This is a genomic window from Zarconia sp., from assembly GCF_057467645.1.
The window spans coordinates 1-24,809 of sequence record NZ_JBRJXU010000174.1 but is presented as its reverse complement, the minus strand read 5'-3'; the positions used below and the strand labels follow the sequence as shown (position 1 = coordinate 24,809).

Annotated in this window: 18 protein-coding genes; 13 read left to right on the top strand and 5 right to left on the bottom strand. The window is 52.5% G+C overall.

From position 1 onward, the window contains the following. Positions 1-94: 94 nt before the first annotated feature. Positions 95-964, bottom strand: coding sequence for a prephenate dehydratase (gene pheA, locus AC2215_RS26030; protein ID WP_486812948.1), 870 nt, complete (start codon positions 962-964; stop codon positions 95-97). A gap of 435 nt (positions 965-1,399) precedes the next feature. On the opposite strand from pheA, the gene AC2215_RS26025 reads away from it, so the two are divergent. From AC2215_RS26025 to AC2215_RS26005, 5 genes are all read left to right on the top strand, one after another. Continuing rightward, positions 1,400-1,984 (top strand): DUF1997 domain-containing protein, encoded by a 585-nt coding sequence (locus tag AC2215_RS26025; RefSeq protein WP_486812947.1) that lies wholly within the window; start codon positions 1,400-1,402, stop codon positions 1,982-1,984. Between the two features lie 250 nt (positions 1,985-2,234). Further along, entirely contained in the window at positions 2,235-4,805 is a 2,571-nt protein-coding gene (locus AC2215_RS26020; protein ID WP_486812946.1) for a CHAT domain-containing protein, read from the top strand. Between the two features lie 169 nt (positions 4,806-4,974). After that, a complete protein-coding gene (locus AC2215_RS26015; RefSeq protein ID WP_486812945.1) occupies positions 4,975-5,976 on the top strand; it encodes an ABC transporter ATP-binding protein in 1,002 nt (333 codons plus the stop codon). A gap of 225 nt (positions 5,977-6,201) precedes the next feature. Continuing rightward, complete coding sequence (locus tag AC2215_RS26010; RefSeq protein WP_486812944.1) at positions 6,202-6,333, top strand: hypothetical protein; 132 nt, start codon at positions 6,202-6,204, stop codon at positions 6,331-6,333. 688 nt (positions 6,334-7,021) lie between these two features. Next, on the top strand, positions 7,022-7,993 hold the full coding sequence (locus AC2215_RS26005) for a hypothetical protein (protein WP_486812943.1): 972 nt from the start codon (positions 7,022-7,024) through the stop codon (positions 7,991-7,993). A 10-nt stretch (positions 7,994-8,003) separates the two neighbouring features. Here the strand turns inward: AC2215_RS26005 and AC2215_RS26000 are convergent, their stop codons facing one another. After that, a complete protein-coding gene (locus tag AC2215_RS26000) occupies positions 8,004-8,399 on the bottom strand; it encodes a winged helix-turn-helix transcriptional regulator (protein ID WP_486812942.1) in 396 nt (131 codons plus the stop codon). A gap of 93 nt (positions 8,400-8,492) precedes the next feature. Here AC2215_RS26000 and AC2215_RS25995 point away from each other — a divergent pair, with 93 nt between their 5' ends. From AC2215_RS25995 to AC2215_RS25975, 5 genes are all read left to right on the top strand, one after another. After that, the gene (locus AC2215_RS25995; RefSeq protein ID WP_486812941.1) at positions 8,493-9,593 is read left to right on the top strand and encodes an alkene reductase; all 1,101 of its coding nucleotides are present in this window, start codon (positions 8,493-8,495) and stop codon (positions 9,591-9,593) included. Beyond that, a complete protein-coding gene (locus AC2215_RS25990) occupies positions 9,593-10,864 on the top strand; it encodes an MFS transporter (RefSeq protein WP_486812940.1) in 1,272 nt (423 codons plus the stop codon). Before AC2215_RS25995 ends, AC2215_RS25990 begins: the two co-directional genes overlap by 1 nt. 125 nt (positions 10,865-10,989) lie before the next feature. Further along, the gene (locus AC2215_RS25985) at positions 10,990-11,658 is read left to right on the top strand and encodes a nitroreductase family protein (RefSeq protein ID WP_486812939.1); all 669 of its coding nucleotides are present in this window, start codon (positions 10,990-10,992) and stop codon (positions 11,656-11,658) included. Between the two features lie 459 nt (positions 11,659-12,117). Then, a complete protein-coding gene (locus AC2215_RS25980) occupies positions 12,118-12,303 on the top strand; it encodes a hypothetical protein (RefSeq protein ID WP_486812938.1) in 186 nt (61 codons plus the stop codon). A 137-nt stretch (positions 12,304-12,440) separates the two neighbouring features. Continuing rightward, positions 12,441-12,638, top strand: a complete 198-nt coding sequence (locus AC2215_RS25975) for a hypothetical protein (RefSeq protein ID WP_486812937.1) — start codon at positions 12,441-12,443, stop codon at positions 12,636-12,638. Between the two features lie 188 nt (positions 12,639-12,826). Here the strand turns inward: AC2215_RS25975 and mrdA are convergent, their stop codons facing one another. Next, the gene (mrdA, locus tag AC2215_RS25970; RefSeq protein WP_486812936.1) at positions 12,827-14,671 is read right to left on the bottom strand and encodes a penicillin-binding protein 2; all 1,845 of its coding nucleotides are present in this window, start codon (positions 14,669-14,671) and stop codon (positions 12,827-12,829) included. A 663-nt stretch (positions 14,672-15,334) separates the two neighbouring features. On the opposite strand from mrdA, the gene AC2215_RS25965 reads away from it, so the two are divergent. Further along, positions 15,335-15,739 (top strand): GNAT family N-acetyltransferase, encoded by a 405-nt coding sequence (locus AC2215_RS25965; protein WP_486812935.1) that lies wholly within the window; start codon positions 15,335-15,337, stop codon positions 15,737-15,739. Between the two features lie 174 nt (positions 15,740-15,913). Here AC2215_RS25965 and AC2215_RS25960 read toward each other — a convergent pair whose 3' ends face one another. Together AC2215_RS25960 and AC2215_RS25955 are read right to left on the bottom strand one after the other, a co-directional pair. Then, on the bottom strand, positions 15,914-18,439 hold the full coding sequence (locus AC2215_RS25960; RefSeq protein ID WP_486812934.1) for an AAA-type ATPase lid domain-containing protein: 2,526 nt from the start codon (positions 18,437-18,439) through the stop codon (positions 15,914-15,916). Between the two features lie 339 nt (positions 18,440-18,778). Further along, positions 18,779-20,020, bottom strand: coding sequence for a glycosyltransferase (locus tag AC2215_RS25955; protein ID WP_486812933.1), 1,242 nt, complete (start codon positions 20,018-20,020; stop codon positions 18,779-18,781). A 514-nt stretch (positions 20,021-20,534) separates the two neighbouring features. On the opposite strand from AC2215_RS25955, the gene AC2215_RS25950 reads away from it, so the two are divergent. Both AC2215_RS25950 and AC2215_RS25945 read left to right on the top strand, forming a co-directional pair. Next, positions 20,535-22,781, top strand: coding sequence for a GumC family protein (locus tag AC2215_RS25950; RefSeq protein WP_486812932.1), 2,247 nt, complete (start codon positions 20,535-20,537; stop codon positions 22,779-22,781). A gap of 278 nt (positions 22,782-23,059) precedes the next feature. After that, complete coding sequence (locus AC2215_RS25945) at positions 23,060-24,544, top strand: O-antigen ligase family protein (protein ID WP_486812931.1); 1,485 nt, start codon at positions 23,060-23,062, stop codon at positions 24,542-24,544. Positions 24,545-24,809: the final 265 nt, after the last annotated feature.

The window sequence follows — 24,809 nt, the reverse complement described above, 5'->3', positions numbered from 1 at the left end:
GTGGGGTGTGGGGAAAATTCATCTTCCTTATAGAACCCATATTGCCCTCTCCGCGTCACCGCGTCCTCCCTCTCCCCCTGCTCCCAAAGCCAACTCAATCGCGAAAGTGCCATACGCTGTAATGCCCCCACACTTTTAAAATCTCGGTATGGGTTGCGAGTTCTTTGAGGGCATCTTCCCAGTGGTGGCGATCGCCGTTGGCTTCAAAATCGATGAAAAACAAATACTCACCCAGCGAACGCTTGGCGGGACGAGATTCGATCCGGCTCATGTTAATGCCGCGCTCGGCCAATACCTGTAGGGGATGTACCAAGGCACCGGGCAAATTGTTCGGTAGGCTCAATGCCAGAGAAACGTAATGGGGTTCTTCTGGAGAACTTTCGAAGCCCAGGTCGAATTCCTTGTGAGATACCACCCAAAACCGCGTGCAGTTATCGAGGCGATCGTTAATGGGGTAGGCGAGAATCGGCACGTCGTATAACTGACCGGCGCGACGAGAGGCGATCGCACCCATGGTGGGATCGGCATGGGTTTTTTGCAACGCTTCGGTGGTGGATTGCGTCGAGAGTAGCTTAGCTGCGGGTAAGTGGTTTTCCAGCCAGGTTTGACACTGAGCCAAAGCCTGGGGATGAGAGTAGACCACTTGCAAATCGCACAGCGCCTCTGCCTGGGAAAGCAAAGCATGGGAAATCGGCAGTACGAGTGCCTGCTGCACGACTGGAGTCTCGAGTTGCCATAGGGTATCGAGGGCCATCGTTACGCTGCCCCCTAAGGAGTTTTCCACGGGAATCACGGCAAGTTGCACTTCTCCTCGATCCACGGCTTGTAAGGTTTGGGCAATACTTCCGTAAGGCTTCAATGGATACGAGCCATCGAGATGTAACTTTAACCGATCGGTGTAGGCCAGTGCTGCGGCTTCTGAATAAGTACCGGCGGGTCCTAAATGGGCAATTAAAATCGTCATAACCTGGGATTTCCTATCGATCCGGAGAGATTAGACCTCGGCAGGGAAAAGGGTTAAGGGGGAAAGCCAGAAGACATTGATGACTTCGGCATAGAGTTCGATCTGATTTTTGATTTTTACCAGACCTCTATTAATCTCGATGGCGAGTTAACCGGATGCGACACTTAATATTTACCTCCTAAAATCTTCAATACAGAATTAGGAATAAGACCGTAGAAATTCGCGCGCCCAAATCAATGGGTGACGTCCTAAAAAGTTGCGCGTGGCGCAATGATGAAGAAAGTTTCTCTAACTTATCAAAAAATCTTGACTTTCTGCTTTTTTACGTTTATGTTACTTTGATATTCAATTCACATCTTTCTTGCAAAGAAATCTGAAGAATTGTAAAATTTGTAGTAACAAGCGTTTCATGCTGTTGCCATTCAATATCTTCCCATGTATACCCGCTTTTTTGCGTCTTTGCCAGCTGAAATCGCCGTACCGGAGCAACCGGTTCCCATTCAGCATTACCTGCGTCAACCTCAACGTTTAGTGAACGCCCTGGTGGATCCCACGCGCTTAGAGCGACTCGGTGGCGATCGCTTTCGAATTTACGTTCGGCCGTTGAGTTTTATGATGCTCAATATTCAGCCCACGGTAGATTTAAAAATTTGGGCGGAAACCAACGGCACCGTCCACTTGCAATCGTCGGAGTGCGAATTGCGGGGTATCGAATACCTCAAAAAGCGCTTTAAATTCAATTTAGTCGGTAAGTTGGTGCCCTGTCAGGGACGCGACATGACTTACCTCAAAGGTCGAGCCAATCTCGAAGTCCGCGTCGAGCTGCCTCCGGCATTGTGGCTGACCCCGAAGCCCATCCTCGAAGGGGCGGGGAATGCTTTACTCATGAGCGTTCTGCGAACCATCGAACAGCGCTTGATGCGTCAGTTGCTCGTCGATTACAAAGCCTGGGCCAACGATGTGGGCACCAACATTTCCGGTGTTTGCCCTCCGGGTCTTTCCCCCGAAGTTCAAGGCTGAAAGAAACCGGCACCCTAGTGCAATACCGCAGAAATCATGACCGAGTTCTCAACCGGTAAAAGCTGCATGAGATCGGCATTTTTAATGACCCGTAGCGGCACTAGAACAGCGCTCGCGCATCCGATTCGAGACTCGAGGGTATCCGACAAACTTAGAGCCCAAGAGAAGCTCTAAGCCGAACAGGCTCAAACCCAGAGGCACACCGAGGTTGGTAAAATAGAGGAGTCCAATCTAGTTCGGTACAGAAGGTGTGAGGGCCAAACTCAACTCGCTATCTAAAAAAATTCTCGCTAATCTCGTCTTGGGGTTACTAACGCTGTTACTCGTTACGACCGTTTTCCCCGCCGCAGCCCGCCAGTCACAGCTTTCCGTACTTGCTCCCACGCCCATCGAAGCTGGCAAGCAACTGTACTTTTCCGGACAACTCTCGAGCGCCGTGGAGCGCTGGCAAGAAGCGGCTCGAACCTATCGAGAACGAGACGATCGACTCAACCTCGCCCTGGCGCAAAACTACTTGTCCCTGGCCTATCAGGACTTAAACCAGTGGGAAGAGGCCCGCAACGCCATTGCCCGCAGTTTTGAACTTCTGGCTCAATTTCCCGAAGACGATGGGACCGTTGCCGCTGTGTTGGGTCAATCCTTTAACTTTCAAGGGTCTCTCGATTTAGCCACCGGACAGGTCGAATCGGCCTTAGACAGTTGGCAGCAAGCCGAAGCCGCGTACCAGCGAGCGGGAGATACCGCGGGCATCATCGGCAGCCAGATCGATCGCGCTCAAGCTTTGCAAACCTTGGGGCAGTACCTGCGAGCGCAAGAACTCTTAGAACAGGTCAACGCCACCCTCGCTTCAGAACCCGATTCCCCCCTCAAAGCCGATGGATTGCGGAGTTTGGGGGCAACCCTGGGGGCGATCGGTAATTTAGAGCGCGCCCAAGAGAAACTCGAGCAAAGTTTAGCCATTGCCGAAGCCCTCAATCTCACCCCCGAGATGCGCGCCACCCTACTGGGTCTGGGCAATACCGCTCGAGATCGCAACGATTATCGAGCCGCACTGATTTACTACCAACGAGCGACGGAGTTAAGCCAAACCCTCCTAGAACGGGTGGAATTGTTGCTGAACCAATTAAACTTACTCATCAGCGCCGAACAGTGGGATGTGGCGATCGCATTGGTGCCGACGATCGACGAATTTATTTCGGAGTTACCTCCCTCCCGCATGAGCGTCAACGCCCGTATCAATTTCGCTCAAAGCCTGATGCGAATCGGTAGCGTCAGCGCGACCAGGGAACCCCTGGTCGCCAACGATCGCCAAATCGCCCGCCTCTTAGCGGATGCTGTCGCCCAAGCTCGGAAACTGCAAGATCGGCGGTCTCAATCCTACGCCATCGGTCAACTCGGACGGCTTTACGAAATTCGGGGCAACTTTTCCGACGCCCAAGAACTGACGGAACAAGCTCTGGCCATTGCCCAGGGTTTGAGTGCCTCGGATTTGTCCTATCGCTGGCACTGGCAACTGGGTCGCATCCTGAAAGCTCAAGGAGAACGCCAAACCGCCCTCGCGAGCTATACCGAATCCGTCAAGCTCCTCAAGACCCTGCGTCGGGACTTAGTGGCCATCGATACCGACTTGCAATTTTCCTTTCGCGATCGAGTCGAACCCGTTTACCGCCAACTCGTCGACTTGTTACTGAGTCCCGATGCGACCCCAGAAGACTTAATTCAAGCGCGCGTCGCCATCGAAACCCTGCAACTAGCCGAGTTGGATAACTTCTTTCGGGAAGATTGCTTGAGAACCAAAGCCATCGAAATCGACGACATCGATCCTCACGCGGCTGTCATTTACCCCATCGTCTTGCCCGATCGCATTGAGGTGGTTCTATCCCTACCCGGTCGCTCTCTGCGCCACTACGCCACGGCCGTGCCGATTGCGGAAGTCGAAAACACCCTCCAAACCCTCTTTGAATCTCTCCATTTAGCCTATTCAACCCAAGACCGTCTGGCTCTATCCGAGCAGGTTTATAACTGGCTGATTCGACCGGCCGAAGCCGATCTCGCGGCCGCAGACATCGAAACCTTAGTCTTCGTTCCCGAAGGGTTTTTGCGCAACCTACCCATGAGTGCCCTCTACGACGGAGAGCGCTACCTGATCGAAAAATACCGGGTCGCCATTTCGCCAGGTTTGCAGCTACTCGGGGCGCGATCGCTCGAACAAACCCAACTCAGCGCCCTGGCAGGGGGACTCACCGAAGCTCGTCAGGGATTTGTCGCGTTACCGGCCGTTGCTGGAGAAGTGGCCAAACTCAAACAAGAACTATCCGCCGACGTTTTTCTCAACGAAGCCTTCACCCGCACGAACCTGCAGAATAAAATCTCGAATACAAGCTTCGATATCGTCCATTTGGCGACCCACGCTCAATTTAGCTCCTCAGCGGAAGAGACCTTTTTGCTGACCTGGAACGATCGGGTCAACGTGAAGGAGTTTGGCGAAGTGCTGCAAACCCGAGAAGGACGGACGACCAACCCGGTGGAATTGCTGGTGTTGAGCGCTTGTCAAACCGCAGAAGGCGACGATCGCGCCACCTTGGGATTGGCCGGACTGGCGGTGCGATCGGGCGCGCGCAGTACCGTTGCCAGCCTGTGGGCCGTGCGCGACGAGTCCACCGCTCAACTGATGAAGGAGTTATACCAGCAGTTGCGCCAACAGCCGGGAATCGGTCGCGCCGAAGCCCTCCGACAAGCTCAGCTGTCTCTCATCGCCCAGCCGGATTTCAACCATCCCTTTTTCTGGTCTCCCTTTATTTTGATTGGAAACTGGCTCTAGGTGTTTGGGAATTGGAAGAAGATATGGGAGAGGGGGGGGGAGACAAGGAGGACAAGGGAGAGGGGGGAGACAAGGGAGAGGAGAATAATTCAAGACACCATTCCCCGTTCCCCATTCCCCATTCCCTCCAGATGTCCATTGACTCCCAAATATCGATCGAGGAAAACACTTGCAACCGATTATCGACGTTCAAAACCTCAGCAAAGTCTATCCCGTCGCCGTCAAGGAACCCGGCTTGAAAGGGACTTTGCGCCACTTCTTTCGCCGCACCTACCGTCAAGTGCAGGCCGTTCGAGAGGTGTCTTTTCAAATCGAACCCGGCGAAGTGGTGGGGTTTCTCGGGCCCAACGGTGCGGGAAAAACCACCACCCTGAAAATGCTGACGGGTTTGATTCATCCCTCTAGTGGAAAGGTGCGCGTGGCCGATTGCGTACCCTTCGATCGCGCTCGACCCTTCCTGCAAAAAATCACCCTGGTGATGGGGCAAAAGCAACAGCTCATTTGGGACTTACCGGCTTTAGATTCCCTGCGCATTAACGGTGCCGTTTACGGTTTGTCCGATCGCATCTTTCGCGATCGCCTTGCCGAACTTTCCGAGTTATTGTCCCTTGAAGGCAAACTCTCTCAACCGGTGCGCAAACTCTCTTTAGGGGAACGCATGAAAGCCGAACTCCTCGCAGCACTGTTGCACCAACCCCAGGTTTTATTTTTAGACGAACCCACCCTCGGTTTGGATGTGAACGCTCAGGTTGCCGTGCGGGAGTTTTTGCGAGAATATAACCGCCGCACGGGGGCGACGATTTTGCTCACCAGTCACTACATGGCCGATATCACGGCACTGTGCGATCGAGTGATTTTGATTTATGCCGGTCAGCTGATTTACGACGGTCGCTTAGAAGGATTGTTAGAGCGTTTTGCCCCCTATCGCGAAGTCAAAGTCGAACTGGCTTGCTCTAAAACCGAAAACGAATTGACCCCCTACGGCGAAATTGAATGTCTTGAAGGGCAATCCGTACGCTGGTTAGTCAAACGAGACACTTTAACCGCGACGATCTCTCGCATTTTAGCGGAGTTGGAAGTCCTCGATTTAACGGTCACCGATCCCCCAATTGAAGAAGTGATCGGTCGCGTTTTTCAAACCGGAAGCGTCGAAAAATCCATGCCATCTTAACAAAAAGTATTGCTTGATACGATTCGATCGAATTGTGTCAGTAATTCTTAATTCCGGCTTAAAATTACACGGACTTCTCAAAGAATCCTTTTACAATTCCTGAAGAAAGTTTTTCCATCAGGAGAATTGAATATGGCATCTTCGCTGCAAGGCCGGCAATCCTTAACGACGTGTTATTTTTGTCAGCATTATAGACCTGTTGGCCGGCGAGGAGGTCATTGTCAAATGATGAATGTTCCTGTAGAAAGTAGCTGGTCGGCGTGTTCTTTAGCGCATCCCATCTTTGAAGAACGCTGGGAACGCTCGACCGGTCTCGAATCGACAAAATCGGCTCGAGGTGCGGGTCATATAGACTAAAAGTTGATGGGGATCGAGATCGCGCGGTGCATAGAACTCGTGCGCTCGATATTAACTCGCGATTGCAAGCGAGCTAGATTTTTCACAACCTTTAATCGCGAAGCAAAAGGCGATCGACCTCTCTAATCTTGCAGAGGGGATCGCCTTTTCTTCAGGCAAAGATGGCTGACAAGACCCCTTCAGTGGCTCTCACTTCGGGTGATGGGTTCAATTTGAAGTAACCCGAGCTTTTACAGGTTACAAAATTTTGAGTGCTGAGGGCGATTGCAGTGAAATTTGGGAGGTGCCCAAACAAGCATCCACCCATCTAAGTTCGATCGAGAGCGACCGATTTTAAGGATTTCTTCGCTCGCCTCCCCCAGTTCCTCTTGCTTCCCACCCTGGCAAATACGGGCACCCTCATGAATGTGACCGTTGCCATATCTTGCAGGTATAGCGCTCTGCCCGTATTGGATTGAGGTAGACCCCCGGAAGGGTTAGTCGGCAGTCTGTCTGGCGGAAGCTGTGCTCTCATACCAGTGATTGCACGACCCGACAAATTTCTCGTATAGCGCTTCGTCATCAGTTTATTTACACTCTTGAAAAAATCGGTTTTTCCCATTCCCCGTTCCCCATGACTGAAAATCTGTCATGATACCAGCGCGAACTGCTATACACTCAAAAATTAACGATTTTAGGCTCGAAACAGATGTTTGAAAAAATTAACGAATATCTCATTTACATTCATGGTGTATCGCAAGAGAACAATCAAAATCATCGCGAAACCTATAACAGCCTCCACAATGGCGTAACCGCAGTGAAACGAGACTTTCCCCATCGAGCGGATTGGGTGAGTGCCAATCGCTGTGATGTGGAATGGGGATGGCATTATGACACCCAGGTTTCTTTTGAGGGCGATCGCCTTCTAGCGGTTGCTCAAGAGAAATTTGCCGAGCGCGTTTTTCCACAGATTGAAGATGTCCGCGATTGGACGGCCAATCCCGTTCGCTTGATGCTCAAATCCTTGAGGGAACTCACGATTAAAGGGTTTTCCGATATGTGTTACTACGCCTCTCGAGATGGTAAAAATAGCATCCGCGCCACCATTGCCGCTCAAATTCTGCAATCGATTCGCCAACCTCTAGAAAACGACGAACCCATCTCTCTGACATTATTAGGTCATAGTGCCGGCTCGGTTGTGGCTTTTGACTTTCTGTTCTATCTGTTTGCCCCGCAAGAAATTCTCAAACAGCACGAGTTTATTGAAATCGAACGCTACGATGTAACGGCCGATCGCGTCGAGGATTTCCGGAAACTGCGGCATCTGGCGGAAACCGGCAAGCTTCGAGTTCGTCGCTTAATCACCTTCGGTTCGCCCATTTCGATGCTGGCATTTCGCAGTAATGCAGTGCTCGAAATTCTCGCAAACGGCAATAAGTTAAACTCCAGTTACTATGGATTCGATCGCAATCCTGAAGGGTTTGGAAATCCTTTGCCCGGAGCGCGTTGGCTCAACTTTTGGGATAAAGATGACTTTATTGCCTGGCCGGTGACGGAACTCATGGAAGACTCGCCGGCGGTTGAAGATATTTACACCGATATCGGCGATCGAACGACGACGGTTCATAACGAATATTGGAAGAGTAAAGTCCTGCACGAAGAAATTGCCGCACGTTGGTAGGTGGTTACAGCTAAGCTTGCGTCTCGCTATCGTCATCGTAGCGTTCGCGAGCCAATTTCACCTCTTCGATATAAGTATTCCCCCAGTCCGCTAGCAAGCAAAGGGGATCGACTAAGGTTTCTCCCAAATCCGTCAGCGAGTATTCCACCCGAGGCGGCACTACGGGAAAAACCTGACGTTTCACCAACCCATTACGCTCTAAATTACGCAGTGTTTGTGTGAGCATCTTTTGGGAAATTCCCTCAATTTTGCCTTGCAGTTGGTTGTAACGTTTCGTTCCGAAGGTGAGGCAATAAAGAACGATAACGCTCCATTTACTCGAGACGATATCTAAAACTTGTTGCGTGGGGCAATCGAGGGTGAAGATTTCCGGTTCTGGGATATTGTGAATTGGCTTGCGCACCATTGGGTTCCTATCTAACTTGAAAGTACCTACTTGCGGGGGTGTCGGGTCTCCAGCCATCATAACCCTAACCGTTCGATCGCCAAGATTTACCTCATGAGTCCCGATTTGTTCGCCCCCATAACGCTCGGTTCCCATCAGTTATCCAATCGGATGGTGATGGCCCCGATGACGCGCCTGCGGGCGAATGACACCGTGCCGACGGAGTTGATGGCCAGCTACTACGCCCAGCGAGCATCGGCCGGTCTCATCGTCACCGAATGTACGATGGTGTCTCCCCTGTCTCGCGGCTACCTCAACTGTCCGGGGATTTACACCGACGAACAGGTAGAAGCATGGAAGCAAGTGACCGAAGCCGTTCGCAGCCAGGGTGGGAAAATCTTTTTGCAACTGTGGCATAGCGGGCGCGTGTCCCACCTGTCTTTACTCGACGGGGAACCGCCCGTCGCCCCCAGCGCGATCGCTCCAACCGGCCAACTCCATACCCCCATTGGCAAAGTCGAAATCGAAACGCCGCGCGCCCTAGAAACCTCAGAAATTCCCGAAATCGTCGAGCAGTTTCGTCAGGGGGCGCAAAATGCAATGGATGCCGGGTTTGATGGCGTGGAACTGCACGGGGCATTCGGCTATCTCATCGACCAATTTCTTCAGGACGGTTCCAACCAGCGCACGGACGAATACGGTGGAGGGATTACCAATCGGGCGCGTTTTCCTCTAGAAGTCGTCGAAGCGGTAACGAGCGTGTGGGGAGGCGATCGCGTCGGCATCAAACTTTCCCCCAGCAACACCTTCTACGGCATGTCCGACTCGAATCCCCAAGGCACCTTCGGCTACCTCATCGAAGCCCTCAACCGCTTCAACCTCGCCTATTTGCATTTGATGGAACCCAACGAGATCGATTTAGCCACCCGGGACGTCCTCAATCCCGTTTTGCCGGTTTTCCGCTCGACGTACCACGGCGCGATCGTCACCAATGGGGGGTACGACAAAGCCAAAGGCAATGCCGTTCTGGAGTCTGAGGAAGCCGAGTTGGTTTCTTTTGGCAAACTGTATCTAGCGAATCCGGATTTAGTCGATCGCTTCCAACTCGATGCCCCCTTAAACGAACCGAATCCTCAAACCTTTTACGGGCGGGAGGGACAACCAGCAGAAGTGGGATATACGGATTATCCCGTTATCGACGATCGCCCTGAGTAATGGCATTTGAGAATCGTGATGGTGGACGATCGCAATTTATGAGCTTCCAAAACCTCAAAGCCCAATTCAACCTGCCGCTCAAATTTTGGATCGTGGCATCGATTGCCTTTATCAACTCCGTCAGCTTCACCATCATTATTCCCATCCTCTATCCCTACGCCCGAGAATTCGGACTCAGCGACTTTCAAGCCAGCTTGCTGACCGCGGTTTATGCCATCTCCCAATTTGTCGCCACCCCCGTTCTCGGTCGTCTCTCCGATGTTCTCGGGCGCAAGCCGCTATTGGTGGTGAGTCTTCTGGGAACGGTACTGGCCAATCTACTCGCCAGCATCGCCCCTGTTGCCGGATTGCTCTATTTCGCGCGGATTTTGGACGGTTTGACTGGGGGAAATAGTTCGATCGCCAAAGCCGTCATTAGCGATACCACCACCCCGGCAGATCGAGCGAAAGCCTTCGGTTTGTTCGATGCGGCGTTTCGCTTGGGTTTCGTCACCGGTCCGGCCATTAGTTACTTTGCCCAAACCTTACCCACGTTTCCCGGAGTATCTCCCTTGGGGATGAGTTTCTTTGCTGGGGCGGCGATCGCAGCATTGGCAACGGCACTGACCGTATTCTGTCTTCCAGAAACCCTACCCGCGCGAGAACCCTTCCAATGGCGTTGGAAAATGTTCGGTTTTGGGAAAATTCTGCGATCGGCAAAGCATCCGCAACTCGGTCGGGTTTTCTTGCTGACGTTTGCCAGTGGATTTACGTTTACGATTTTCACCTTTGCCTTTCAGCCCTTTTTCCTCAACGTTCTCGATCGCGATGCCAAGGATTTGGCGGTCATGTTTACCCTGTTCGGTGTGCTGGGAGTTCTCACCCAAATTTTTGCCGTCGGACCGATCGTCCAACGATTTAATCTCGCCAACGTTCTCGTTGCTGCCATTGCCGCACGGGGCTTGGCATTCCTCGCACTCCCCGCATTCCCCGTGCTGCCGATTTTCGTGGGTTTGGTGTGTTGGTTGGGGGTGGCGAACTCCTTTCCGATGCCCTTAATCTCGGCGATTTTATCGGCAAATACCAGCGATCGCGAACAAGGAGAAATTCAAGGCATCAATGCCTCCTACCTGAGTATTTCTAATGCGTTGGGACCGGCTGTGGCGGGCGTACTCGTCAGCCTGGGCTACGGTACCCCATTTTGGGTGACGGGGGTGCTGACATTGCTCGCGGCGGGGTGGGCATGGAGCTTAAAATCGATGCTAAATTGCGATTGTCGAGCATCGGCTTAGGAGGAGGGGAAGAGAATTAAAAATTAAAAGTTAAAAATTCAAAATTCACTTCCTTCTCCCCTCTTCCCATCTCTTCATTTCCGCGTCATAGCCTTTCCCGTTCCTTATTCGCACCGATCGCTAAAATGAGCAATCCAAACTTACAAACCAATCCGTTAGACGTGCCTGCGGCAATCCGCCAGCGTCGTTCGATTAAAAGTTTCAAACCCGATCCGATTTCTCCAGAGTTACTCAAACAATTAATAGAACTGACAGTAGCGGCACCGAGTAGCTGGAACCTTCAGGATTGGCGTATCGTTGTGGTGCAAGATAACGCCCAACGGCTTGCCTTGGCGGGGGCGGCTTTCAACCAGCAGCAAATCGTTCAAGCCCCGGTGACGTTCGTGTTCGGGGCAGATGCGGCAGCTTGGAAAAAAGACCAAACCCCCATTTACGACGCCGCCCGCGAAAATGGAGCGTGGCCGGCAGAAACCATCGAATATTTTAAAACCGTCGTTCCTCAATTTCAGACGGGATTGGGGGATAAAAATCGCGAGTACGCTGTCAAAGATGCGACGATCGCGGCGACGCATTTGGTGCTGGCGGCCGAAAGTTTGGGGTTGGCGACCTGTTTTATGAACGGTTTTGTCGAAGATAAAGTCAAAGCTGTTATTGGGGCAACGGACGATCCGGATTTGGCGATCGCCGTTCTCATCCCCGTGGGTTATGCTGCCGAACCTCGTCTCGATCCGGGTCGATTGCCCCTTTCGGAAAATGTGTTTGTCGATCGCATCGGCAACTCCTATTCGGGTTGATGGGAATGGGGAATAGAAATCGGTGACTTTGCCCCATCCTCCGCATCTCGTTCGAGGATAGGTTTTTGATTCCGCTAGATTTGAGCGGGGGGAGAGCAAGCAGACAACACCAGAGTGAATTTCCTGGTGGTTCGCGAAGGCACTCGATCGCAGTTGCCATTCGATATTAAGACAACACAAGCCCATTGTGTAATTCTGCTGAAGTCTTCCCCCGCCGCCTCCGGACGCTTCCAAAGCTCCCGAAACCCACCTTCACCAGTGTCCGCCCTTGCGATGGCGATGGCGATAATTTAGGATGAAGATCGAGGGGTAGCGGTCGAACCCAAGTCCAGTAATCCTCTAGACAAATCATCCTGTCGAAGAACCGTTACGGTCATTTGTGACGACGATCGCGCGAATGATTGTTCTGTATCCTCCGTTTGCAGATCTGAGTCATCGGTGGTTGGGTTCGAGAGAAATGTGTCCGACCAGCTGGCTTCTCAAATATGGTTGTTGGGATGGAAAGATGTTGATGACCCCAAAACACCTGTCAAATCGAAGCGGCATCCCCACAGAAGAGGTCAGGCAAACGGCAGCCAAGCTTTAGTCCCTCGCCAGGAAGTACGACACCCGACCCGCGAACATGCGATCGCGATCGCATGGTGAGTTGGAACGAGATCGCACCTTGGCTGTTTATATCTCACTTTATATTCCGATGAAGATCCTCTATTGTCGAGGTTTCGATCGCTGTCAAACTCTTCATCAGGGGGGATATTAATAAGCACAGAGTTTTACAGGCTTAAATGGAAATGTTTCTCGATCGCTCCCAGGTCTCCCTTGAAGAATTATTTGCCCATGCCTGGAACACCGGTTGCCTCACGGATATCGAGCAGCAGCAGCTCAGAGAAAAGCTGCTCGAACAATCGGTCACCCGAGACGAACAAAGTACGATCGAACGCTTGCTTCACGCAACCCGGCGTGGCTGGCTGAAAGTGATTTAATCGCCCTGCATCGAGAGTTGGAGCAACAATTACTCGATGGTTCTCGACGGTATCTTCTCATTTCATCAGACGGATTTCTTTCGCTTTCCTCCTCGAAACAAAGCCGAAAGAAACCCGCCACCTTCAATTTATCCCGTTGTTTGCCGCGCGGGTGAAATGCGAGAGTCTCGAAGGACTCTGAGGCCGCATCACTCCGGTTCTGACGAACTCGACGACTCTGACGCGGGTTCGGATGCCACCCCAAAATAGGTTTTAAACAATTCGTGTGCGATCGGGGCCGCAGCTTTCGAGCCGTATCCGCCTTCTTCCACCACAACAGCGATCGCAATTTCGGGGTCGCTTGCCGGGCCGTAGGCCACGTACACCGAGTTATCTTCTTGACCGGGAACTTCCACCGTTCCGGTTTTCCCCGCAGTGAGCGGAATCAAACCATCGTTAAGCGACCGTGCCGTACCGCTTTCCACCACAGCTTGCAGTCCGGCGCGAATCACTTCTAGGGTTGCCGGTGCGATCCCCGTGGGTTCCGGTGCGGTTTCGGGGGTATTTGTCTGCTCGACGCGAATGTGGGGTTTAACCCGCATGCCGCCATTGGCCACCGTCGAAACCATCACGGCGAGTTCCAGGGGGGTGACTAACACCAACCCCTGACCGATGGACATACTCACCGTATCTCCCGTATACCAGGGTTCGCCGTAGAGTTCTTCTTTCTCCTCGGGGGTCGGCAGAGAACCGGGAAAACCCCCTTCGAGTCCGAGTAACTCTAAATCCGTCGTGCCAATTCCCAAGATCTTGCCCCATTTGGCAATTTCCTCGGGACCGGAAGCCATGCCGACCTGATAGAAGAAGGTATTGCTGCTGTAAGCTAAGGCGTCGAGAAAACCAATGACGCCGTAGCCGCCGCTGTGTTCGTGAAATTGTGTCCCCCCGACAGTGATGTAAGACGAGGTTCCCAGAACGGAATCGGGGTAAAACTGACCGGACTCGATGCCAGCGACTGAGGTGACGATTTTGAAGGTACTACCGGGGGGATAGCCCTGTAGAGCGCGGTTGAGAAACGGCTTATCCGCGCCTTGGAGGCGTTCCCACTCCGAGGAAGCCACGCGACGGGTAAAGATATTGGGATCGAAGGTGGGAGCGCTGGTCATCGCCAGTACCGCACCGGTTTTGGCATCCAGGACGACCGCCGCACCCCGTCGATTTCCCAGGGCTTTTTGAGCGGTTTGCTGAAGTTCTAAATCGAGGGTGAGGTTGAGCGTCGTTCCCGCTTCGGCTTCTTGAGTTCCTAACTCTTGAATTTCCTTTCCTTTGGCATTAACTTCGATGAGTCGGTTCCCCCACTTCCCATCTAATCGTTCTCCAGCCGCGCGTTCGATGCCCATTTTGCCGACCAGCATTCCCATGGGATAGTCGGGGTTTTCCTTCAAGTCTTCTTCCGTTGCCTCGCCAATGTATCCGAGCAGGTGCGCGGCGAGGGTTTGATGGGGATAGAAGCGGCTGGAGTCCCCGCGCACCTCTAATCCGGGGAATTCCCGAATGCGTTCGCTCAGGGTGATGAAAGTTTCTCGATCGATATCGCGACTGATTCTGACGGGGACATTTGCCGAAAAACCCGCTCTTTCCAATTGTTGGAGGATCTCATCGGTCGACATGTCCAAGATCGCACTCAACTGAGCGGCCGTTACCCGCCATTCTCGGGGAGATTGCTGCCTCGGCCACAGATAGACCGATCGGGAGAGGCGACTGGTGGCAATGGGTTTCTCGTTGCGATCGAGAATGTTGCCTCGCGCGGCGGGAACGGGGACGAGTCGCACTCGATTGTCTTCAGCCGCAGCTCGGTGTTCTTTGCCTTCTACGAGTTGGAGTTGAGCGATCCGCGCGCTGCATATTCCCAGTCCGAGGCTGACGAGTCCCATGATAAATAATGCTCGAAACGTGCGCCCTTTGAGTGCGGCACGATCGGTCACTTGGGTGGGTTTAACCGTGTAGGATGAAGGTCTGGAGCTAATAGACGTCAGATAAAGATCGCTTTTCATTTGGATTGAGACAGGAGTATGAAGATCGATCGGCGATTTGGGCCAAACGAAGGTTCTGGCTCGTTGGAGTTTTCGTTCGCATCCCGCGAGCGTCGATCGAATAGTTGTCAAGGGAAAATTGGCTAAAACCCCATCGGCATGGCTCCGATGCTCTAGATTGTTTCTCGGCTGAATCTAGAGAGCTGAGGTTTCTTGAGATTTCCGTACTTATTGGAGCGAACTGCGAGCACCCACGAGCCGTTGAGACGAGAAAAATACGGATTTTTTATTTCTCTATTGCTAAAACTCTACTATATTTAGCCTAAACCGCATCCGTGAAAGTACCCATTCTTATAAATATACCGTCCAATTCACACCAAAACAGCATCAATTACCTCAAAAAAAACTTTGAGAGAACTTTGGAAAAATTAGATTTTTGGATTGTGTGTTTAAAGTGACAAAAATCATTTTTACAATTTTAATTTCAATCAAAAAAGAGCGTTTATCAAGGGGTTATATTTTTTCCATACAGGCAAAGTATAACCTCTTCCGTAAAGTCTCAAATAAAAAAACGATCGCTCAAATTAAAGAATTTGTAATATGATAGAAGACCTTTCAATATCCTTACCAACTGGGTGTATAATTGGCCGGGCCACAGCATCCGATATCCGATCGATTCGGAAAATGGTTCTGGGGGCAAAACTCGATCCAACTCAGTTACGCTGGCAACAATTTTGGATCGTCAAATGCGATCGCAATGTGGTCGCTTGCGCCCAGTTACGAGAATTTTCCCAAGCCCAAGAGTTGGGTAGCCTGGTGGTGCTGCCGGCGTGGCGCGGTCGCGGCTTGGGCACTTACTTGACGCAACATCTGGTCGAGCAAGCCACAAAACCCTTGTATCTCGAATGTCTGGGCGATCGACTCGCCCAATTTTACGCACGCTTTGGATTCCGTCCCATTGCTTGGACCGAACTGCCGCGATCGCTCCAATTCAAGTTTGGCATTTCTCAACTCGGTCGACTTTTGCTGCGAATTCCGGTGGTTATCATGCAGTATCGAGGGGAGGACAAGGGAGACCAGGGAGACTAGGGGGACAAGGGGACAAGGGGACAAGGGGACAAGGGAGACAAGAGAGAGGGGGAAGATGGAAGAGAGAATTAGCAATGATTCTTAATGTGAATTACGTCTAATGTGAATTAGAAGCTCAACCCCTTACTCGATGTTTGCTTCTTTCAATCTATTTTCCGTTCCCAATTCTACTGTTCAAGATTGTCCGACGATAATCGACCATAACCCAAACGCGAGGACGATCGCCCCTAGATGTTGGGGTAAGAGCGATCGAAAAGATTGACGGGCGATCTTTTGGGTCAGGAGGATGCTAAAGATCGTGGAGAGAACAATGGTGGTTCCTTGCAAAAAGGCGATCGCAGCTGGATGCACCACCCAAATTGGCAACCCCTCCCCTTGCCAGCCAAACGTTGCCACCGTGACGGGAATAATCCGTCCGGCTTCCCCCAACCCCAAATAGAGGTAATGGGCGAGGCTGCCTCCCCAAACTAAGGGTAAATACCCATAAGCAATCTCGATAAACGATCGCGCCTTGAAGGTTCCCCGGATGCGATGCAACAGTACGATCGCCCCGTATCCCAACAACGGCACCACCGATGGCACAATTAACGCCGCCATCGAGAACCCCAAGTGCGGCCAGAATTGGCTTAAATCCACATCTAACCCCAATTGGGTGTTAATTTCGGGCAAGCGGTGCAAGAAAATCCCTCCTAACAGTAGCCCCAATAGTGCCACCTCGTAGCTGCGGGGAACGTGGGTCGTCCACAGTTCGATGGCGGGGGGACGCAAATTCAGTTGGACCGATCGATGGGGACAGGCTTTGAGGCAGGTCATGCACAATACGCAGTCTCGATTATCTTCGAGTTGGGCCGGATGGGAGTAGAGAGGACACCCATTTGTTTCTTGACCTTCCCCCTTCTCGGGGCCACCTTTGTAACACTGGTAAGTGGTGCATTCGGCCGAACAAATCCCTTTTTGTGCCCGCAGTTCGGTGACGGCGAGTTTGGCAAATAACCCGTTCATGCCACCAATGGGACAGAGGTAACGACACCAAAAACGACGCTCGAAAATCAGGGAAAATATCACCGCCCCAGCCGTAATCAGCAGCAGCAGGCAACTGGATAAATAAGCGGTATTCTCCAGATGCCACAGTTCCTCCCACAGAAAAATGAGGGTAAACAACCCGAAGAGAAACCAGCCTCCCCATTTATCCGCTTCCTGGCGGGGCCAGCGTTTGAGTTGACGGGGAAAGAACTTCAGGGACAGTTTTTGAGCGATTTCCCCGTAAATCATGAACGGACAGACCGAACACCACAGGCGACCGATAACGGGAAAACCCAGGAGAATCAGGGGCCACCACCAGGCCCAAAAGAGATTCAAGGCAAAATTTGTATTGCGGGTTTGGGGCCCGAGAAATAGAATCCCTACCACCAGGGCAAAGAACCAACTCGTGATGCCGTAGTTGATGCCATCGGGCCACAGGGAACTGCGCAGAAAGTGTCGGAATTTGGGATAGCCCGCCAGGAGGTTGAAGCGAAACCGATTTTTGGGAGTCGACACCGACCACAAGAGTTCTTCGGTAAGGACGGATGCGCCTTCTGCTTGAACGATCGCCCGTTCGATCAGATCGTTCAACTCCCGCAGGTTATTGGGAAAATCGTACGCTTGCAACCGGCGCAAGGCTTCTGGGGTGATGCAGGGTTTGGGGATGCCTCGGTTTTGACAGTAGACGCTGATGTAGTAATCGGCTTGGGCTTTAATATCGGTTTTGCGCACCCGCAGCGGGGGAACTTTGATTTTATGCGCAATGAAGCGATCGAATTGAGGCATCGTCCGTTCGGCAATCGAAACGATGTGGGCGCGACACAGACGGGGTTCCGCTGGTGTTTGGGGGTCGCGGGTGACGGGGGTATAGGTTCCGGTTTCGAGAAGCTGGGCGATTTGAGGGCAAAGTTCCTCCGGCAGATCGTGGATGTTATTGAGAACGATCGTGCCCTCTCCCACCCATTCGATCGCCCCCGGCTTTCCCCCCGCGCGACCGAACAGTTCCGCCCCACTGCTTTGCAACAGCCCGCTGGTGAGTTGGATAACTGGTTCTCGCCGCCAGTCGGAACTGTAGTGAACCAAAGCGGCAAGATTGTCTTTTTCCAATCCGGGTTCGCCGAAAATCAATACCGGATGGCGATCTTTGCTCGCTTGCCGGATTTGTTGGCGCAAGCGGACGGCATAGCGACTGGTGCCGACAACCCCCCGTCGTGCTTTGGGAACCAGATAGGGGCGCAATTGGGCTTGGCGTTCCCGTTCGTAGGCCAGTTCTTCGGAGACGCGATCGAGATTTTCGACGAGTTGTTGTTGGTAGGCGCGGGCAATTTCTGGGTATCGATCGAGAATGGAGCGAAATCGATCGGCCGGGATCGCCCAAATTTGCGACTCGCACAGAGCGGTAATTGTATATAGGCTGGGATCGTCGAGTAAAAACGCTTGCAAGTCGATCGTCGAACCGGGCAGCAAACAACAGGGGCCGGTGGCGCATTGTCGCTGGAGTTTACCCCGTTCGAGGATGTAAAGTGCTTCTGGAGGAGTATTTTCGACGGTTAAGTTTTCGTGTTCGGCAATAGTGCGAGGTTCGAGTACATCCGCAATTTCTTGCAAAATCTCAACCGAAAGAATCCCCAGTTCCGTGCGTTCTGTCAGCCATGTCACCCGTTCTGACGCTATCATCGGTAAATCCCCTACCGCTCGATAGCCTTATTATCGATCTCGATGACACTTTCCGATCTGCCAAATCTCTGGGTTCCGCTGGTCTTGCTGGGCCTAATTGCGATCGCCGCTTTCTATTTTAACCGAGTTGCATAGTAGAACAGCCATGCCGACAGACGATACGGTCGTTGACCTCGATTCCCTAAGCGCTGACATGACGAGGATAAGCCGACGTTGCTGGGGGATAGCGGCAGAATAGATATCCGTAAAAATACAGGAGTATCAAGCGCGATCCTGGCGACTGCTCTAGAACAGCCCAAACTTAAACTGACCGCTCTCTCCCCCAGCTCCTCCCACGCACTAGAAGCTAGCACTCTCCCTCAAAGGAGCATCGGGTAAGACACTTTGTTGGCGTTGCCACTCCTCGAGCAGGTCGCGGTAAATCCCACTGACGACATGAGATGCGCTGTAAGGTCGAGCGACTTTTACGCACACCTCGGTTGGGTACAGTTCGGGATGTTCGAGCACCCGTTCGAGCGATCGGGCGATCGCCGTTGGAGTTTGCTCGTCACAGACGATACCGCTATCGGGGGTGAGAAAGTTGGGGGTTTCGCCGGCGCGGGTGGTCACCACGGGAGTGCCGCAGGCGAGGGATTCGATCGAACCTCGTGCCAGACCTTCGTAAGCGCTGGTTAAGACAAAGAGACTGGAAATTTGGTACAGGCGGGCGAGTTTAGCTTGTTCCATGGGGTCGAGGAAGGTAACGCGATCGCCGATTCCCAATCGTTCGGTTTCCGCTCGCATATCCGCTTCGAGTTCCCCCTGACCCACCACCAGCAGGTGGGCGTTTTCCACCTGAAGTGCGGCGATGGTTCGCGCCAGTAGGAGGGGTTGCTTTTGAGGATGCAAGCGACCGGCAAAGAGAATGAAGCGGGTGGCTTCGGGCAGGTTGAGTTCTCGCGCCAGTTCGACTCGACCTCGATGGCGTTCGTCGGCATTCAGGGGGTAGAAAATCTCGCCATCGACGGTATTGGGAAGGTAAGAGATGCGATCGGCGATTTGGGGATAGCGCGTTTTAAAGGTTTCGGCAGATTTGGTATTGCACGAAAGAACGCGATCGAATCGAGGGACTAACATGCGCTCGAGAGCATAGTACACCCGAGGAAACCGCCGCCAAAAAATACCGCCTTCCCGACTCGCACCGCTAATGGCGCGATCGAAATCGTTGTGAATGTAAAAAATCTTGAACCCCGACCATCCCCAGGTGAGGGCTGTGGGTTCTAAGCGGTGGAATTGCAAGAAATCCGAGTCGAACTTGCGTCCCCACAGTGCCATTGCGTATTTAAGAGTGGTCGGGATGCGGCCGCGGATGTTGTCGTTGGCGACGTAGACGATCGGCATAAAGTCAAAGGTGCGATCGAACAACTGAGCTTTCTGCCATTGTCCCAGGGGGGTTTTCGGATCGTTACTCGTACCGACCAACCGCAGTTTAAATTCTGACGGTGCGTATTTGAGAACGTATCGAATGCAGGTCTGAATCCCGCCAATACTGGGATTCCAAGGATTGAACTGATAGAAAACGGTCAGAATAGGTTGACGCATTGCCTGGTTCCTTAACAAAATCCGTAAGGTTTGCGTGATATCACTTACGTATACGCTACAATAGATTTACCTTTTAATAACCCATTCTTAACCTTTGCTTCTTTAAAGAATGTAAATAATCCAGAATCGAGGGAGATTAAAAGGCAATCCGTTCGAGGGTCGTGGGATGAATCCTACGGACTCAATGAATGAAAATCAAAGAAAATCTTAAGCCTTTTATCATTTTTTGATAAATGATGAAAAGTCGAACGAGACCTTGACTTTCATAGATAGCAATGTCTACGTCTTCCATGAATCGTCACGTCTTGTCCTTTAGAAAAGTTTAAAGTGCGAGCCGGTGCTGAGACTGGAAAACTCGAATTTCGATCGACTTCAACAAAAATTAAGATTTTTTGGGGATGAGATGACTCACGTTTATAGGCTTAACTTCAATCGATTAATCTCGCTAAATTGAGATTCAAGTATTGAATAAAGTCAAGATGTAACAAACAAAACTTTAAATTTAAACCCGGTAATGGATAAAACTTCCTTTGAGTTGTCCCCTGCATCCGCATTAAAGCGGCATTGGGGAGTTGCATTAGCCGCGTTTGCCTCCGCCGTGGGTGCATCGATCGTCTACCTGGCAATGACACCGTCTACCTATGAAACCAAGGCCCGACTCTTGGTGGTCGAGCAAGAAGGGAGCGTTTCCAATCTCGGTCAAGCGCTCACCGATAGCAATACCAAAACGCCCAGTAAGACGGCCGATCCCATTGCCACGCAAGCAGAACTGGTGAAGTCACAAGCGGTTCTCGATCGAGCATTAGAGAACTTTTCCCAAACCTCGTTTATCTCGGTCGAGCAACTGCCATCCACCCAAAAACTCTCGAAAGCGGTCAAAGTTCGGATCGTTCCAGCCACCAATATTTTGAAATTGAGCTACACCGATGGCGATCGAGACATTGCGACGGGATTGCTCAATGCGATCGCCGAGGCCGCCGTTGCCGAAAATATCGAAACCATTCGCTCGGAAGCCACGGCGGTGCGAGAATTTCTCGAATCCCGCATTCCCGAACAGCAACAAAGATTGCAAGAAGCCGAATACGCCGAAAGCGATTACCGACAAGCCAACGAAATCGTCTCCCTCGAAGTCCAAACCCAGACTTGGGTCAATAGTTTGGCCGCCCTCGAACAAGAAGAGCGCGCCCTCCTGGCTCAGTTGCAAGAAGCCTCCACTCGCAACGATTTGCTCGAAGGCGTCACAGGAGTCAAGAGTCCTCGGGCGGCCTACAACGCCGTTCGCATCGGACAAGATGAAGAACTCCAAGCCTTGAAAAAAGAACTCAACGAGCTAGAAGTGACGATTCTCGATCGCCAGTCCGTGCTGACGAACCGACACCCGGAAATGCTGGCACTGCTCGACAAACGCGCCCAACTCCAGCAACTGTACGCCCGGACTCTCGGGGGCAATGCCAATCGCAAAGCCGGTCCCAGGGGCGATATCGCGTCCGATGCCGTCAGCCAAGATTTAATGACCCGTTACACCATCGGCGAGATCGAGACTCAAGCCCTGGCCAGTCGGCTCGATCTCGTGCGAGGGGAAGTCAATAACTTGCGCAATCGGCTCGCCCAGCTTCCCGCCCAGAGACAACCCCTGGCGCATCTCGTCCGTCAGCGGGAAGAAGCCGAAGCCACCTTGGAATTGTTGAAAGGCAAACTCGAAGAAGCCCAAATTGCCGAAGCTCAACTGATCGGCAATCTCCGAATCGTCGGTCGAGCGGAAGTTCCCATCGAGGCGATCTCACCCCAACCCCCCGTTTTCTTGCTGCTGGGAATGGCGGCCGGTTCGGTAGCCGCGATCGCCATCGTTCTCTTCCTCGAAATTATCGACGTCCGACTGCGAGATGGCGTCGAAGCCGAAAATCTTTTGGGACTGCCGCTGTTGGGCGCGTTACCCGAGCTTCCCCCCGACTTGGCTCGCGTTTCGGATTTAGAAGACTTTCTCAACGCGCCTATGGAGGTGGAACCCTATCGAAGATTGCTCAAAACCATCGATTCAAAGGGGTTTCGCCGAGGGTCGCGTTCCCATGAGTCTCCCAACGGTCGTTCGTCGGGCGCCGTGCTACAAGTTCCCATTTCCGACAAACCCCGCATTATTGCCATCAGTAGCGTCATGCCCACCGAAGGCAAATCGGCGGTGGTGTTGCACTTATCCGCCGTTGCGGCCATGTTCGGTCGACGGACGCTGATCGTCGATGCAGATTGGCAAAGTCCTTTGCAACATTACTTCTTCAGCCAACCCGTCTATCCCGGGTTGATGGAATCCCTCAAACACCCGGCATCCTTCCGCAATTCCGTACGATCGACCCAGATCGAAAATTTAGATCTCTTGCCCTACGGTCAGCGATCGAGCCGTCCCTCCGCACCGAGCGAATCTTCAGCCATGAAAACCCTGCTCGCCCATGCCAGTGCCCATTACGATTTGGTCGTGATCGATGTGGCAACTATGAGTCTGTGCGCCGATGTCACTACCCTGAGTCAGTGGACTGATGGGGCGATCGTCGTGGTCCGACCGAACTTTACCGCCAAAGAAACGATCCGTCGGGAAGTCTCCGAAGCCTGTAAGAGCGGTGCGGTCATGTTGGGCGTGGCGATGAACGAAACCGTCACGATCCAAGAAAAGCATCCCCCGACATCCTGGAGCGAGCGCAGCTCTGCTTCTTCCCCAACTCCCCCCCAAGGTGGATGGCAACCGGTGGGAGGGCATTCGGAAACCCTTTGAGGTCGAGACGATTGCCATCGTAATGAGGACACTCGTGGGGGTGAGCGGGGGAAGCAGGGGAAGCAGGTCATCGCTCCCGATCTCCGATCGACCTCACGTAAACCATCTGTTTTTCGGGTAAATTGCCAGCTTGCTTGGTACGGCCAAGGCGATGGCGCGATATCGAGCGAACCTCATGAATAATGCAGGCTAACTCGAATGACAACTGCCATAACACCGATCGACCCGCTAGAAATTGCCCGGTTTTTGATTATAGATAGCCGATCGCTGAATACGATATGTCAAACATCAAGCTCGATCGCGACCCGCAACCCTCTTCCAATCGGATCGTCGGCATCATTGGAATGGTCGGAATTCTTTTGGGCGGGGCGATCGCATCGATATCCGTCGCCCAACCCCTTTTCCCCGCCCTCATCGCCATCCTCATTGCCGCCCTCTTCTTCTTCGGCAAAGATTTCGATCGGGCTGTATTGGGATTGCTCGTCATCCGCAGTTCTTTAGATGTCTTTTCCGAATACCAAGCCCCATCGGCATGTGCCATGGGCATCATCTTCATCGTAATCATCTATCTAATCGGACGGTCGATCTCCAGACAAAAGATCTACGTCGATGGATTCTGGTGGTTTTTCGCGGGATGGGCCCTCTTACAAGGCTTGTGGGTGATTCTTTTGCCCTTGGGCGGCTTGGGACTCGACGGCTCGTTTTTCGGGAGTGCATTTCGCGAATGGCTGCGGACATTTTCCTGGGTTATGGGGTATCTGCTCGTGATGCAACTCAAAGAACGACTCTCCCCCCAGCAAGTGGTGACCGCACTCTTCCTGAGCCTGGTTGCCCCCATCTCGGCGGCCTTCCTCCAAGTTCTCGTACCCCCTTCGATGCTGCCGTCATTTCTCGTCTACGAAAGCGGATACTCGATCGAAGCCGGGTCGCGGATGAACGGAACCCTCGGACATCCCAATACCTTTGCCACCTTTGTCTTGATGTTTCTGGCCCTGACGCTGTGGCGGGTGGGACACGCCAATCGCAAACTACTCTGGTTAATTTTGCTCGGGATCTTGGCGTTTTTCTTGGTCAGTAGCAAGTCTCTGACAGGTTTGATTATGTTAGGGGCGTTCGTCCCCGCTTTTTTGCTCCCCAAGCTCAATCTCCCCAACCTGATCGGTGGAGTGGTGCTCTTCTCCCTGGTGATGGGTTTGTTTTTTAGTTCCGACCTCGGACGAGAACGCCTGGACTCCCTATACGGCACCCCTCTGCTCAATCCCGATATCGATTGGTCTCGCGCGGTCTTGTTGCAGTGGACCGATGGCAATAGCTTCAACTGGCGGATTGCCCAATGGGTGTATCTGTTGCGAGACTGGCAAGATCGACCGCTCTTTGGATACGGACTGGGGACTTCTGGCTCTTTGAGCATTTTCGATACCCTGCCCCATAACGATTACGTTCGCTTTTTGGTCGAACAAGGCAGCATCGGATTTACATCCTTTGTTCTCTTCATCGGCGCTCAATTCGCCCGACTACTTCAACTGGCTCATTCTGCCGCCTCCGGAAGTCCACAACGAAATCTCTGTTTCGTGATGGTGGCGTTTTTGATTGCGATGCTTGCGGGAATGATTTCGGGCAACCTCTGGAACCATACCACGATGCTGTTTTACTGGTGGACGTTGATGGCGATCGCCGGATGGGACTGGACGCAACCCCCACAGACGACGGAGATACAATCCCCATTTTCCAACTCCGCTATCGATCGAGAATCGATGGAATGAGATGGGGAGACAAGGAGACAAGGGAGACAAGGGAGACAAGGGAGACAAGGGAGAGAATTTGTCCGCGAACCCCTCAAAATTTTCAGTTCCCCGTTCCCCGTTCCCTATTCCCCTTTCCCTATTCCCCTTTCCCCGTTCCCTGTTCCCCATTCCCCGTTCCCTGTTCCCCATTCCCCATTCCCTATTCCCCATTCCCCATTCCCCGTTCCCCGTTCCCTGTTCCCTATTCCCCATTCCCCATTCCCCGTTCCCCATTCCCCATTCC

What these genes read in the sequence shown, in the direction of transcription:
- pheA (WP_486812948.1), bottom strand. Translation starts at nt 964, where the DNA reads ATGACGATTTTAATTGCCCATTTAGGACCCGCCGGTACTTATTCAGAA.
- AC2215_RS26025 (WP_486812947.1), top strand. Translation starts at nt 1,400, where the DNA reads ATGTATACCCGCTTTTTTGCGTCTTTGCCAGCTGAAATCGCCGTACCG.
- AC2215_RS26010 (WP_486812944.1), top strand. Translation starts at nt 6,202, where the DNA reads ATGATGAATGTTCCTGTAGAAAGTAGCTGGTCGGCGTGTTCTTTAGCG.
- AC2215_RS26005 (WP_486812943.1), top strand. Translation starts at nt 7,022, where the DNA reads ATGTTTGAAAAAATTAACGAATATCTCATTTACATTCATGGTGTATCG.
- AC2215_RS26000 (WP_486812942.1), bottom strand. Translation starts at nt 8,399, where the DNA reads ATGGTGCGCAAGCCAATTCACAATATCCCAGAACCGGAAATCTTCACC.
- AC2215_RS25995 (WP_486812941.1), top strand. Translation starts at nt 8,493, where the DNA reads ATGAGTCCCGATTTGTTCGCCCCCATAACGCTCGGTTCCCATCAGTTA.
- AC2215_RS25990 (WP_486812940.1), top strand. Translation starts at nt 9,593, where the DNA reads ATGGCATTTGAGAATCGTGATGGTGGACGATCGCAATTTATGAGCTTC.
- AC2215_RS25985 (WP_486812939.1), top strand. Translation starts at nt 10,990, where the DNA reads ATGAGCAATCCAAACTTACAAACCAATCCGTTAGACGTGCCTGCGGCA.
- AC2215_RS25975 (WP_486812937.1), top strand. Translation starts at nt 12,441, where the DNA reads ATGGAAATGTTTCTCGATCGCTCCCAGGTCTCCCTTGAAGAATTATTT.
- mrdA (WP_486812936.1), bottom strand. Translation starts at nt 14,671, where the DNA reads ATGAAAAGCGATCTTTATCTGACGTCTATTAGCTCCAGACCTTCATCC.
- AC2215_RS25965 (WP_486812935.1), top strand. Translation starts at nt 15,335, where the DNA reads ATGGTTCTGGGGGCAAAACTCGATCCAACTCAGTTACGCTGGCAACAA.
- AC2215_RS25960 (WP_486812934.1), bottom strand. Translation starts at nt 18,439, where the DNA reads ATGATAGCGTCAGAACGGGTGACATGGCTGACAGAACGCACGGAACTG.
- AC2215_RS25955 (WP_486812933.1), bottom strand. Translation starts at nt 20,020, where the DNA reads ATGCGTCAACCTATTCTGACCGTTTTCTATCAGTTCAATCCTTGGAAT.
- AC2215_RS25950 (WP_486812932.1), top strand. Translation starts at nt 20,535, where the DNA reads ATGGATAAAACTTCCTTTGAGTTGTCCCCTGCATCCGCATTAAAGCGG.
- AC2215_RS25945 (WP_486812931.1), top strand. Translation starts at nt 23,060, where the DNA reads ATGTCAAACATCAAGCTCGATCGCGACCCGCAACCCTCTTCCAATCGG.